Origin of the sequence: Porphyrobacter sp. AAP60, assembly GCF_001296025.1 — a bacterium.
In the GTDB taxonomy this organism is placed as follows: Bacteria; Pseudomonadota; Alphaproteobacteria; order Sphingomonadales; family Sphingomonadaceae; genus Erythrobacter.
In genome coordinates, this window is sequence record NZ_LJHV01000014.1 from 47,978 (window position 1) to 59,604 (window position 11,627).

At 64.6% G+C, this 11,627-nt stretch carries 10 protein-coding genes; 5 read left to right on the forward strand and 5 right to left on the reverse strand.

The features are described 5' to 3' along the window. Positions 1-134 precede the first annotated feature (134 nt). On the forward strand, positions 135-2,333 hold the full coding sequence (gene katG / locus IP79_RS12070) for a catalase/peroxidase HPI (protein ID WP_197273811.1): 2,199 nt from the start codon (positions 135-137) through the stop codon (positions 2,331-2,333). Between the two features lie 146 nt (positions 2,334-2,479). Here the strand turns inward: katG and IP79_RS12075 are convergent, their stop codons facing one another. From IP79_RS12075 to IP79_RS12085, 3 genes are read right to left on the reverse strand one after another with little or no spacing between them, the layout of a single operon-like run. After that, a complete protein-coding gene (locus IP79_RS12075; protein WP_054119559.1) occupies positions 2,480-3,076 on the reverse strand; it encodes a Smr/MutS family protein in 597 nt (198 codons plus the stop codon). Next, positions 3,073-4,266 carry a murein transglycosylase A gene (locus IP79_RS12080; RefSeq protein WP_233994196.1) on the reverse strand — a complete coding sequence of 398 codons (1,194 nt, stop codon included), beginning with the start codon at positions 4,264-4,266 and terminating at the stop codon, positions 3,073-3,075. Before IP79_RS12080 ends, IP79_RS12075 begins: the two co-directional genes overlap by 4 nt. Positions 4,267-4,319: 53 nt before the next feature. Continuing rightward, positions 4,320-4,976 carry a Tim44/TimA family putative adaptor protein gene (locus tag IP79_RS12085; protein WP_197273812.1) on the reverse strand — a complete coding sequence of 219 codons (657 nt, stop codon included), beginning with the start codon at positions 4,974-4,976 and terminating at the stop codon, positions 4,320-4,322. A 256-nt stretch (positions 4,977-5,232) separates the two neighbouring features. On the opposite strand from IP79_RS12085, the gene secB reads away from it, so the two are divergent. The 4 genes from secB (at position 5,233) to IP79_RS12105 (ending at position 9,232) form a co-directional block, all read left to right on the forward strand. Then, positions 5,233-5,778 (forward strand): protein-export chaperone SecB, encoded by a 546-nt coding sequence (gene secB, locus IP79_RS12090; protein ID WP_054119562.1) that lies wholly within the window; start codon positions 5,233-5,235, stop codon positions 5,776-5,778. A gap of 27 nt (positions 5,779-5,805) precedes the next feature. Next, a complete protein-coding gene (gene murJ, locus IP79_RS12095; RefSeq protein ID WP_054119563.1) occupies positions 5,806-7,386 on the forward strand; it encodes a murein biosynthesis integral membrane protein MurJ in 1,581 nt (526 codons plus the stop codon). Between the two features lies 1 nt (position 7,387). Then, positions 7,388-8,404, forward strand: a complete 1,017-nt coding sequence (gene trpS, locus IP79_RS12100; RefSeq protein WP_054119564.1) for a tryptophan--tRNA ligase — start codon at positions 7,388-7,390, stop codon at positions 8,402-8,404. A 147-nt stretch (positions 8,405-8,551) separates the two neighbouring features. Then, positions 8,552-9,232: a DUF4136 domain-containing protein gene (locus tag IP79_RS12105; RefSeq protein WP_054119565.1), complete on the forward strand. Its 681-nt coding sequence runs from the start codon at positions 8,552-8,554 to the stop codon at positions 9,230-9,232. A gap of 122 nt (positions 9,233-9,354) precedes the next feature. Here the strand turns inward: IP79_RS12105 and dut are convergent, their stop codons facing one another. Then, positions 9,355-9,807 (reverse strand): dUTP diphosphatase, encoded by a 453-nt coding sequence (gene dut, locus IP79_RS12110; RefSeq protein ID WP_054119566.1) that lies wholly within the window; start codon positions 9,805-9,807, stop codon positions 9,355-9,357. Continuing rightward, complete coding sequence (locus IP79_RS12115; protein WP_054119592.1) at positions 9,804-11,456, reverse strand: bifunctional phosphopantothenoylcysteine decarboxylase/phosphopantothenate synthase; 1,653 nt, start codon at positions 11,454-11,456, stop codon at positions 9,804-9,806. Before IP79_RS12115 ends, dut begins: the two co-directional genes overlap by 4 nt. Positions 11,457-11,627: the final 171 nt, after the last annotated feature.

Below are 11,627 nucleotides of genomic sequence, written 5' to 3' on the forward strand. Positions count from 1 at the left end.
GTCGCCCCTTGTCGCGCCGTGGGCCACCGCTCCGGCCACAAGACGATTGCAACCAGAACAGGGATAACATGATGTCGCACAGACTGAAGGGGCTCTGGCTCCTGTCTTCAAGCCTTCTCCTCGCCGCCCCGGCCATGGCCACCCCTCCCGGCTTCAACGAGCCCGGCATGGGCCGCGTCGGCGTGCCGCAGACCGAGGCCGCACCGCGCAATGTGCAGGATTGGTGGCCGAACGTGGTCGATCTGACCCGCCTGCGCCAGAATGAATACAACCCCGATCCCAATGGCGCGGATTTCGATTACGCGGCAGAGTTCGCCAAGCTCGATCTGAAGGCGGTCAAGGCTGACATCAACACGGCGCTGACCGATTCGCAGGATTGGTGGCCGGCGGACTACGGCAACTATGCGGGTCTGTTCATCCGCCTCGCCTGGCACTCGGCCGGCACCTATCGTTCGGGTGACGGGCGCGGGGGTTCGGATGGCGGCCAGATCCGCTTCGAACCGCTGAACAGCTGGCCTGACAACGGCAATCTCGACAAGGCCCGCCGCGTGCTGTGGCCGGTCAAACAGAAATATGGCGCGGCGCTTTCTTGGTCCGACCTCATCATCCTGTCGGGCAACGTCGCCCTGGAGAACACCGGTTTCACAACCTACGGTTTCGCCGGTGGCCGCGCCGACGCGTGGGAACCGGAGCTGGTCTATTGGGGCCCCGAAACCAAGTTCCTCACCTCGGAGCGTAATGCCGAAGGCGAAAGCCTCGACAACCCATTGGGCGCGACCGAGATGGGCCTCATCTACGTCAATCCCGAAGGGCCGGAAGGCAACCCGGACATCCTCGCCTCGGCCAAGCAAATCCGCACCACCTTTGGCCGGATGGGCATGAATGACGAGGAAACCGTCGCCCTGATCGTGGGCGGGCACACCATCGGCAAGATGCACGGCGCGCGCAAGGCAGCGGACTGCGTCGGCAAGGAACCGGCTGCCAACGGCGTCGAGGCGCAGGGCTTCGGCTGGAAAAACAGCTGCGGTACGGGCGCTGGCATTGATGCCACCACCAGCGGGCTGGAAGGCGCGTGGACCGCGACCCCGGTCACCTGGAGCAGCAATTACCTCGACAACCTCTATGCCTTCGAATGGAAGCTGACGACCAGCCCGGCAGGGGCCAAGCAGTGGGAACCGGTCAACGCCGATCAGGTCAAGTTCGTCCCCGATGCACATGATCCGAACGTGACCCACGCGCCGGTGATGCTGACCACCGATCTCGCGCTGCGGTATGATCCGGCCTATGGCGAGGTCACCCAGCGCTGGGTCAAGAACCCCGAGCTGTTGGACGCTGCCTTCGCTCGTGCGTGGTTCAAGCTGACCCACCGCGATATGGGGCCCAAGGCGCGCTATGTCGGCGCTGAAGTCCCCGCCGAAGACCTGATCTGGCAAGACCCGCTGCCCGCAGCCGATTACGCCATGATCGGCGCGAGCGATGTGTCCGCGCTGAAGGATGCGATCCGCAAGACCGGCCTTTCCCGTTCGGAACTGGTGCGCACGGCATGGGCATCGGCAGTCACCTTCCGCGATACCGACATGCGCGGCGGTGCCAACGGCGCCCGCATCCGGCTTGCGCCGCAGAAGGATTGGGGCGTGAACGATCCCGCAACCATCGCCAAGGTGGTGACGGCGCTGGAAGGCGTGCAGTCCAGCTTCAACGGCAAGGCGGGCGCGAAGAAGGTATCGATTGCCGACCTCGTCGTGCTTGGCGGGGTGGTTGCGGTGGAAGATGCGGCCAAGGCTGCGGGTCACACCGTCACCGTGCCCTTCGCCCCGGGCCGGGTCGATGCGACCGAAGCGCACACCGATGCGGGCAGCTTCGAACTGCTGCGCCCGGCGGCTGACGGCTTCCGCAACTTCACCAGCGACCGCGCCCGCCGTTCGCCCAGTGAAATGCTGATCGATCAGGCCGATACGCTGACACTGACCGTGCCGGAAATGACGGTGCTGGTGGCCGGAATGCGGATGCTGGATGCCAACACCGGCGGGGCAAAGCATGGCGTGTTCACCGACCGTCCCGGCACGCTGGCGAACGACTTTTTCGTGAACCTGCTCGACATGGGGAACGAATGGAAGCCTGCGGCGACCAAGGGCATCTACGAAGGGCGCGACCGCAAGACCGGCGCGCTCAAGTGGACCGCGACCGAGGTCGATCTGGTGTTCGGCAGCAATTCCGAACTGCGCGCGGTGGCCGAAACCTATGCGGTCAGCGGCGGGGACAGGAAGTTCGCCGAGGACTTCGCCAAGGCCTGGAACAAGGTCATGATGCTTGACCGTTTCGATGTGAAGTAAGCCGGAAATCGGGAGCGCCGGGTGATCTGCATCCGGCGCTCTCTTCCCGCATAAGGCCCGATGTTTCACGTGAAACATCGTGTGTTTGTGAAGCAAGCGGGGGTCTAGCAGGGGTCTAGACGAGGCTAGCGGGGGTCTAAACGCGCCTAACCGCGCTTCAGGATCAGATAGAGCGCGCCTTCGCCCCCATGCCGGATATGCGCCCGGCGCACCGCCGTGATCGCGCTGCCGTGGCGGCTGGCGGCGAGCCAATCGAGCATCTTGGCGCGGATCGCCCCGCGTTTCGCCATGCGGTCAGCCGGATCGACTGGCCTTTCGCGCCCGGCAATCACCAACACCACCCGCGCGCCCATCAGCCGTGCCTGATCCAGCCCGGCCATGATCCTTTCGTAAGCGGTGTCGAGCGTGTGGCCGTGCAGATCGAGGGTCAGGTCAGGTTCCAGCCTCCCGCCCTTCACCCGCCTGTCCCAATGCGAATCGAGACCCGGAGCCTGCGCCGGAGGCGGAGGGGAAGCGCCCTGCGATCGGTGGGCTGGCGGTTTTAGCCTCGGGGCCGGCTTGGCCACTCTCTCAGGCACACCGGGAATGGCAGGCCTGGTGGCCTTGCCAGCAGGCGCGGCAACCTTTTGCGCCTCGGCCACTGGCGGCACCGGGCGTTTGCGCCCCGCCATGGGGGTGACGCTTGAAGCCAGATGCGCCCATGCGGTCTGTTCCCCTGCCGTCAGCCCGCGCGGCGCTTTCATCGCGGATTGGTGCCAAGCCGCGCAGCGGCGGCGCGGGGGATCAGCACATAGGCGCGCCCGCGCCCGCTCATCCCGCCTGCAATCCGGCGTGCATCCTCGCCCGCGCCCCAGAAGGTATCGAACCGGTTCGCGCCCTTGATCGCGCCGCCGGTATCCTGCGCGATCCACAATCCGTTGGCCTCGCGCCGGTCAAGATCGAGCCACACCGGCGCGCCCAGCGGCACGAAGGCCGGATCGGCCGCGACCGAGCTTTCGCGCCTCACCGGCACGCCGAGCGCACCCAGCGGGCCATCGCCGGTCAGTTCGGTGAAGAAAATCCAGCTTTTGTTGAGCCGCATCAGATCGCGGCCTTCGCGCGGGTTTTCACGGATATAGGCCATGATCCCCTGCATCGATCCGGAATATTTGCCCGGCCCTTCGCCCAGCAGTCCGCGTTCGCGCATCACGCCGCCAATGCCGACATATTCGCGCCCGTTCTGCCCGGCATAGCCGATCCGGATCACTGCGCCTTCAGGCGTGCGCAGGCGGCCCGAACCCTGGATCTGCAAGAAGAAGAATTCGACCGGATCGGCGGCCCAGGCAATCACCGGCACGCGGCCTGCCAGCGCGCCATCCTCGATCGCGGCGCGATCATGGTAGAGCACAAAGCGGCCGCGTTCATCATAGCGGCCCAGCGGCGCGCGGCCGGTGCGTTCGGCAGCGGGCACATCATCGGGCCAGCCGCGCACCAGATCGGACGGCATGGCATAGACAGGCACTTCATAACCTGCACGGCGCGTGCGGCTGCCCGCGATTTCGGGCTCGAAATAGCCGGTGGCAAAGGCCCGGCCATCGCCAACCTGCACGGGGGTGAATTGCTGCGCGAAGAACTCCCGCGCCCGGCCCGCCTGCCAACCGCGTGCGGCATCGCAGGCGCCGCGCCAGTCCTCGCGCCGGGTCAAGCCGCTGGCATCATCCCGCGCCAGCAGTTTGGGGCAGGATTCGATAAAGCTGGTTAATGCACCGCGAGCGTCTGCATCATTGACCGATAGCGCCGCAAAGGCCGGGCCAGCCGCGATTCCGGCCAGCACCGCATTGGCGGCATCGGTCGCTGCGGGGCCGGTCGATACAGGCGGCGGAACAGAGCCTTGCGGGATCACGCCGCCGCAGCCAGCCACCAGCAGCAGCATCGGCGCCAATACCAGGGCCATTACCGACCGCATCAGAAGCTCCTTGCAGAATCAGGCGCTATAGCCCGGCTGCGTTATCCTTCGTCGGTTTCGTCGAGCTGCCAGTTGGGATCGCGCGCGGAAACATTGCGCGAGAACGTCCAGACATCGCGGCTTTCGATCGCATCATCGAGCGATCCGGCGATCACAGTGCCATCCTTGTCGCGGGTGATCGCGGCAACATCAGCCACGAACAGCAAGGCAATGCGCGCCATGCGGCCATCGAGCGATGCCGAATGGATGCGGGTTTCCTCGATTCTGATCAGGGTGTTTTCCATCGTCTCGCCCGCAGCTTCGCGCTTTGTGATGGCGGCTTCGAAACCGGCATAGACATCATCGTCGCACAATTCGCGCAGGGTTTCGCGATCGCCCTTCCAAAACGCTTCGAGCACCATGCGGTAGGCACTGCGTGCGCCTTCGAGGAACTGGCCGAGGTTGAAATTGCTGTCAGCCGCCGCGATCTCGCGCAGGCCGCGTTCTACCGCAGGCATCACGCCTTCCAGCTCGGGCGGGCGCGGGGCAACCACCGGGGTGGCGGGTGCGGGGCGCGGAATGCCTGCCTGCTTGTCTTCGGAATCGAAGCGCTGCGGCACCGATTCCTCTTCATGCTCGGCCCGGCGGCCCAGCACCGAATAGAGGCGCAGGCCGAGGAATGCGGCCACCATGGCGAGGAGAACGATTTCTAGCACTATATAATCCGATCTGCTTGCAGGGTGTGCGCGTAAAGGGCCGCGCAGTTACCCGTAAGATACTCACACTGCCTTAAATGGGTTGCGATTACAATTCGCCAACGGCCAATCGGTTGCCATGCAGGATGAATCCGCCCGCCGCGTTGCCGCGGTTGCGGGCAGGCCGCGCCCCTGCTAGGCGCGCGGCGGGCGTTGACGGGCGCAATTCGCGTGCGTCATGCGCAAATCCTGTTTCCTTATTTGAAAGACACGCAAAGCCATGGCCGACGAAGAAGGCGTCCTCACCGATCTCGACAATCTCGCTAACGGCGATCCCAAGCCCAATGGCGCGGATACGCTGCCTGCGGTCGGGATCATCACGCAATATGTGAAGGATCTTTCGGTCGAGAATCCCAGTGCGCCGGACGTGTTCCAGTGGCCCGAACCGCCGCAGATCGACGTGCAGTTCAACATCGGTGCCGATCAGATCAGCGCCGACGTGCATGAAGTGACGCTGAAGCTGACGCTCACCGCCACATCGCAGCGCGGCACGATGTATATCGTCGATCTGGCCTATTGCGGTCTGGTGGGCATGCGCAACGTGCCCGAAGATCAGGCTCACGCTTTCCTTTATGCCGAAGGGCCGCGTCTGCTGTTCCCCTTCGCCCGTAGCGTTGTGGCGATGGCGGTGCGCGATGCCGGCTTCCCGCCGCTGATGGTCGATCCGGTCGACTTCAACGGCCTCTACGCCCAGCAGCTGGCCAACCGCCGCGCCGAGGAAGCCGCCGGCGGCGACCCGATCGCCCCGGTTACCGGCAACGCCTGATCCGGGCATAGGCGGGCACACGCGGCCATGAGCCTGCTGAAGAACGTCGGCACCATCGGCGGGTTCACACTGGTCAGCCGGGTCGCCGGGATGGCGCGCGAGATGATTTTCGCGCGCGTCCTGGGCGCGAATGCGGTGACCGATGCGTGGTTTCAGGCCTTCATCATCCCCAATGTGTTCCGGCGGCTGTTTGCCGAGGGCGCGTTTTCGGCCGCCTTCGTGCCAATGTTCTCCAAACGCCTTCACGGCGCGGAAACACCGGAGCAAGGTTTGGCGGAAGCGCGTTCATTCAGCGCCGATGTGCTGAGCGTGCTGCTTCCCGTGCTGATCGCGCTGGTGGCGCTGTTCGAAATCGCGATGCCGGGGGTGATCTGGCTGCTTTCGGAAAAGCCGGTCGATCCGCAGACCTTTCCGCTCAGCGTCGACTTTGCGCGGATCATGTTTCCCTATATCGTGCTGGTCAGTCTGGTGACGCTGTTCACCGGAATGCTCAACAGCGTCTCGCGCTTTGCGCCGGGTGCCAGCTTCCCGATCATCCTCAACCTTGTGCTGATTGCGGCGCTGCTGGCGGGCGAATGGTTTGCCGCGCAGCACGGCGCCAGTGTGGAACAGCTCGGCTATGCCATGGCCTGGGCGGTGACGGGCGCAGGGGTGATGCAGCTGGCGTGGCTGTATTACTGGGTCAGGGCCGAAGGCTTCGAGGTCAAACTGCGCTTGCCGCGCATCACGCCGGAAGTGAAGCGGCTCGGCATCATCGCGCTGCCCGCTGCGATCGGCGGCGGCGCTTACCAGATCAACACGCTGCTGCAGCTCTACTTCCTCAACCAGCTTGAGGACGGAGCGGTCAGCTACATGAATTATGCCGACCGGCTGAACCAGCTGCCGCTCGGCATTATCGGCATTGCGCTGTCGACCGCGATCCTGCCGACGCTGAGCAAGTTCGTCGGCGGCGACAACAAGGAAGGCGCCGACCGGATTCAGTCCGATGCGATCGAGCTGGCCCTGCTGCTGACGATCCCCGCAGCGGTGGCGCTGGCGATCTGCGCGGAAGCTTTCGTCATCATGATTTTTCAGGGCGGGCGGTTCGATCTCGCCGACGCCGCGTCCACGGGCGATGTGCTGGCTGCACTGGTGCTCGGCCTGCCCGCCTATGTGCTGGTCAAGGTGCTGGTGCCCAATTTCTACGCCCGCGCCGACACCCGCACGCCGGTGGTCGCCGCTTTCATCTCGCTCGGCGTGTTCATCACCGCAAGCCTCGCGCTGCTGGACATGCTCGGCGTCGTCGGGATCGCGCTCGCCAGTGTCATCGGCGCATGGATCAATGTCGCCTTCCTGCTCGCGGTACTGGCGAAGCGCGGATATTACACCGTGCCCGGCGTGCTGATCCTGCGGATTGCGCGGCAAGTGCTGGCCGCAGCCGCGATGGGCGCGGCCTTGTTCTATACCGACGCATTGCTGACCCCCTGGTATTCTGCCGGCCTGATTGCCCGGCTCGGGGCGCTACTGGCGCTCGTTGCGGCGGCAGCTATCGTGTATTTCGGCATCGCCTTTGCAGTCGGCGCGATCGACCGCCAGCGTATTGCCACCCTGACAAAGAAAGCAAACTGACATGCGCGTTGTTTCCGGCATCCAGCCCACCGGCAATCTCCACCTCGGCAATTACCTGGGCGCGATCCGCAATTGGGCGGCGATGCAGGATTCGCTGGAGGAAGGTTCCGAAGCGCTGTTCTTCCTCGCCGATCTCCACGCGATTTCGCAGCCGCATGACCCTTCGGCCCTGCGCTCAGCCACGCTGGAGATGACCGCCGCGCTGGTCGCCTGCGGGATCGATCCGGACCGTTCCGTGCTGTTCAATCAGGCGCAGGTGCCGCAGCACTCGGAACTGCAATGGCTATTGAACGGCACTGCCCGCATGGGCTGGCTGAACCGCATGACCCAGTGGAAGGACAAGGCTGGCAAGAACCGCGAAGGCCAGTCGGTCGCGCTGTTCACCTACCCCGTGCTGCAGGCTGCCGACGTGCTGCTGTATCAGGCGACCCATGTGCCGGTGGGCGAAGACCAGAAACAGCACCTCGAACTCGCCCGCGACATCGCGCAGAAATTCAACAATGATTTCTGCTCTGAAGATGCGCCGGTTTTCACCCTGCCCGATCCGATCATCCCGGCCCAAGCGGCGCGGATCATGTCCCTGCGCGATGGCAGTGCCAAGATGAGCAAGTCCGATCCGTCCGACATGAGCCGCATCAACCTGTCCGACGATGCCGACACCATGGCGCAGAAGATCAAGAAAGCGAAAACCGATCCCGAACCGCTGCCGTCCGAAGAAGCGGGGCTGGCTGACCGGCCCGAGGCGCGCAATCTGGTCGGCATCTACGCCGTGCTTTCGGGGCAATCGGTGGCGGAAGTGCTGAGCCAGTATGGCGGGCAAGGCTTCGGCGGGTTCAAGCCTGCATTGGCCGAATTGCTGGTGGCGACGCTTGGCCCGATCCGTGATCGCTTCGTGGCACTGAAGGAAGACCGCGAAGCGCTCGACGCGATCCTTGCCCGCGGCGCGGCCAAGGCCCGGGAACGCGGCGCCCCGACGCTGACGGCTGCTTACGGCGCGCTGGGGCTGGTGCGGCACTGAGTCGTCTCAGCCACCTCGCTCAGCCTGCGGTGAACCGAGGCGCAGTTACGACCGGTATTCAATTCCGGTTCATGCCGATAAGCTATGCTATCACGCATAACTATCATTGCCATCACCCACTGGTGGCCAGCCAAAGGTCGTGTCAGGATGTCCGCTATGCCCTCGTTCAAATCTCTCGCCCGTCTGGGCCTGCCGCTTGCTCTGCTTGTCGGTGTCAGCGCCTGCGCCACCCCGTTCAAGGCCGATGTATCGCGCTTTGCCGTGCCGCTGCCTGCGCCGCAGGGCCAGACCTTTGCCGTCGTGGCAGAGGATCCGAAGCTCGCCGGCGGGCTCGAATTCGCGCTTTATGCCGATATGGTCGCCGCAGAGATGCAGCAACTGGGCTATAACCGCGCGTCCTCGCCGGAAAGCGCCAACATGCTGGTGCGGTTCGACTACGGTGTCGATAACGGGCGTGAACGGGTTCGCACCGATCCGGGTGTTGGTGGGGGCTTTGCCGATCCGTTCTGGGGCCCGTGGGGCCGGTTCGGAGGCTTCGGCTATGGCCGCGGCTGGGGCTACGGCTTCAACGATCCCTTCCTGGGCGGGCCTAACGTGCGCAGCTACACCGTCTATACCAGCGGTATCGACGTGAAGATCGATCGCACTGCCGATGGCCAGCGCCTGTTCGAAGGCAAGGCCGAAGCGGTGTCACGCACCAACCGCCTGCCGAACCTTGTGCCCAATCTGGTCGATGCGATCTTCACAGATTTCCCCGGCAGTTCGGGCGAGACCCTGCGGATCACCATCCGCGATGATGGCGAAAATACCGTGCGCCCTACGCGTTGATGGTGTAGAGCATCTGCAACAGACCCTTGGACGGGTAAGAGAAGGCGGCGCAAGGGGATCTGCGCCGCCTTTTTTGTCGGGTATGCTTTTGAATTGCGCAGGCCGCCCGCGCGACCACAAAACTATAGCCTCGCATGACCCCCGGTCGAACCGAAGCCGCCCTCACCGCGTATCGTCGCGTCCAGTTCCTCAACCTCGTTCCACGCGGCCTGCACCACCGGCGCAAGCACCAGCTGCGCCACGCGGTCGCCTCTCGCAATCGCGAAGGGCGCGTCGCCGTGGTTGATCAGGATCACCTTCAGCTCGCCGCGATAATCGCTGTCGATCGTGCCGGGGGTGTTGGGCACGGTAATGCCGTGTTTCAGAGCAAGGCCCGAACGCGGGCGCACCTGAATTTCGTAGCCTTCCGGTATCGCCAGTGCGAGGCCCGTGGCCACCGCGTGGCGCGCACCGCAAGCGATGGCGACATCTTCTGCGCTCACCACATCCATCCCCGCAGCGCCCGCCGTGGCATAGGCGGGCAGCGGCAGGCCTTCGCCGTGCGGCAGGCGCTTGACCTTAACAGGGATGCTCATTCCGCCGCCTCCGCCCGGAACACCGCCGCAATCCGTTCGGCCAATGCCATTGCCACCGCACTCTTGGGCATTTCGTCCAGCGTTTCGACCCCTTCGGCGCTGACAATGTGAACGCGGTTCATATCGCCGCCCATCACGTCACCCGAGACATCATTGGCAATGATCCAGTCAGCCACCTTGCGCTTGCGCTTGGTCTTGGCGTTTTCGATGACGTTTTCGGTTTCGGCGGCAAAACCGATCACCAGCGCGGGCCGCTGCGCGCCGCCTGCGACATTGATCAGGATATCGGGGTTTTCGGTCAGCATCAGCGCCGGCGGGGCAGAGCCGCGCTTCTTGACCTTCTCGCTGAAATAATCCCGCGGACGCCAATCGGCCACTGCGGCGACCATCACCGCCACATCGGCAGGCAGCGAACGCTTGACCGCGTCGCCCATCTGTATCGCGCTTTCGACATCAATACGGGTGACACCAGCCGGGGTCTTGAGCGACACTGGCCCGGCCACCAGCGTGACCTCCGCGCCCAGCGCAGCCGCCGCAGCGGCGATGGCAAAGCCCTGCTTCCCGCTGGAACGGTTGGCGATATAGCGCACCGGATCAATCGCTTCCCACGTCGGCCCGGCCGTGACCAGCACGTGCCTTCCGGAAAGCGGGCGATGGCCATCAGCAAGGCCGAAATCGGCGCCTTCGGGCACCTCGCCGAGGATGGTCTCGACCTCATCGGGCACTACGGGGGCGAGCACTTCGGGCGCCTTCCTGCGCGGATCGACCTGGTGATTGATCGCGCCCGCATCAACCGGCGGCGCGGCATTGGCGCTGCCTTTTTTCGCCAGCAATGGGCCGCTGAAATCAGGGGCAAAATCGGGTGCGGGCTCCTCGGGCGGCGGCAGTTCGGCTTCGTCTTCGGCGGGCAGTTCTTCGTATTCCGCCTCGATTTCCTCGTGACTGCGCTTGGCGGTCGAACGCGGGATGATGCGTGAAAAGAAGCTGCCAAGCCCGCTCACAGGCAGGGCGGCATCGTCTTCATCCGCGTCTTCGGGCTCAAGCGCTTCGACTTCGATTTCGGGACGCGGGAGCGTGGGAACGGCAGCAGGTTCCGGCACTGCGATGCCGAAATGAGCGGCAATCGCGGCCCAGATTGCTTCAGGCTCGGGCAGGCGGCCATAGCCGAATTCGCCGCAGGCCATCGGCCCTTCATCGGGGTGGAGCACATTGACGCCCGCCGCCTTCAACAGGGCGATGTTGCGCTGCGTCGCTTCGTGCTCCCACATCCGCACATTCATCGCGGGCACGGCCATCACCGGCTTGTCGGTGGCGAGAATCAGCGTTGTGGCAAGATCATCGGCGATCCCCGCCGCCATCTTGGCGAGCAGGTCGGCCGTCGCCGGGCACACCACGACCAGATCAGCCTCGCGGCTCAGCTGGATATGGCCCATCTCGGCCTCGTTCCTGAGGTCGAACAGGTTGGTATAGACCTGGTTTTCGGACAGCGCGGCAAGCGCCATCGGCGTGACGAATTGCTGCCCGCCCTTGGTGACCACGCAGGTGACATCGCCGCCTGCCTTGCGGATCAGGCGCACCAGTTCGCACGCCTTGTAAGCCGCGATGCCGCCGCCCACGACCAGCAGGATGCGCGGGAACTTGCCCGTCATCGCTGTGTCCTGCAGTGCTTGCCGATCATTGTCATCGGTTCGAACAACTCCCCACGCCGATGCGGCAAGCGCAGCCGGCAACCCGTTCCAGTCCTGCCCCGCGCCGCGCCATACCCGGAACATATGTTCTTGGCGCGCACGTTTGGCCTGTTGTGGTTAAGATTGCGCTTA

Bases quoted from the DNA above. Each gene is read 5' to 3' on its own strand.
- IP79_RS12115 (WP_054119592.1), bottom strand. From the start codon at position 11,456: ATGACGGGCAAGTTCCCGCGCATCCTGCTGGTCGTGGGCGGCGGCATC.
- katG (WP_197273811.1), top strand. From the start codon at position 135: ATGGCCACCCCTCCCGGCTTCAACGAGCCCGGCATGGGCCGCGTCGGC.
- IP79_RS12105 (WP_054119565.1), top strand. From the start codon at position 8,552: ATGTCCGCTATGCCCTCGTTCAAATCTCTCGCCCGTCTGGGCCTGCCG.
- secB (WP_054119562.1), top strand. From the start codon at position 5,233: ATGGCCGACGAAGAAGGCGTCCTCACCGATCTCGACAATCTCGCTAAC.
- dut (WP_054119566.1), bottom strand. From the start codon at position 9,807: ATGAGCATCCCTGTTAAGGTCAAGCGCCTGCCGCACGGCGAAGGCCTG.
- trpS (WP_054119564.1), top strand. From the start codon at position 7,388: ATGCGCGTTGTTTCCGGCATCCAGCCCACCGGCAATCTCCACCTCGGC.
- murJ (WP_054119563.1), top strand. From the start codon at position 5,806: ATGAGCCTGCTGAAGAACGTCGGCACCATCGGCGGGTTCACACTGGTC.
- IP79_RS12080 (WP_233994196.1), bottom strand. From the start codon at position 4,266: ATGGCCCTGGTATTGGCGCCGATGCTGCTGCTGGTGGCTGGCTGCGGC.
- IP79_RS12075 (WP_054119559.1), bottom strand. From the start codon at position 3,076: ATGAAAGCGCCGCGCGGGCTGACGGCAGGGGAACAGACCGCATGGGCG.